Origin of the sequence: Sphingobium sp. (genome assembly GCF_041987595.1) — a bacterium.
Lineage (GTDB): Bacteria > Pseudomonadota > Alphaproteobacteria > Sphingomonadales > Sphingomonadaceae > Sphingobium.
The window spans coordinates 1-511 of the sequence record NZ_JBHIWJ010000265.1 but is presented as its reverse complement, the minus strand read 5'-3'; the positions used below and the strand labels follow the sequence as shown (position 1 = coordinate 511).

General features: G+C 58.9%; 1 protein-coding gene. It reads left to right on the top strand.

The annotated features are described in order from the left end of the window. Positions 1–511: 3-hydroxyacyl-CoA dehydrogenase family protein (locus ACFC3J_RS23095; protein ID WP_375198229.1), on the top strand; the 511-nt coding region annotated here is incomplete at both ends.

Sequence of the window (511 nt, the reverse complement as noted above, 5' to 3'; positions counted from 1 at the left end):
GGCATCGCCTATGTGTCGGCGCAGGCCGGCATGGAAGTCGTGCTCCTCGACACCGATCAGGCGAATGCCGAAAAGGGCAAGGCCTATTCCGAAAAGCTCCTGAAGAAAGCGCTCGAGCGCGGTAAGACCACTGAGGACAAGGCCGACAAGCTTCTCGGTCTCATCAAGCCGACGACGAATTACGACGACCTGAAGGGCGCCGATCTCGTCATCGAAGCCGTCTTCGAAAACCGCGACATCAAGGCGGAAGTGACGAAGAAGGCCGAGCCGCAGCTCGCCGAAGGTGGCATCTACGGCTCCAACACCTCGACGCTGCCGATCACCGGCCTCGCGGAAGCTTCCGCGAAGCCCGACAATTTCATCGGCATCCATTTCTTCTCGCCTGTCGACAAGATGCAACTTGTCGAGATCATCATGGGCAAGAAGACGAGCGACGAAACGCTCGCCAAGGCGATGGATTACGTGAAGCAGATCCGCAAGACGCCGATCGTGGTGAACGACAGCCGCGGAT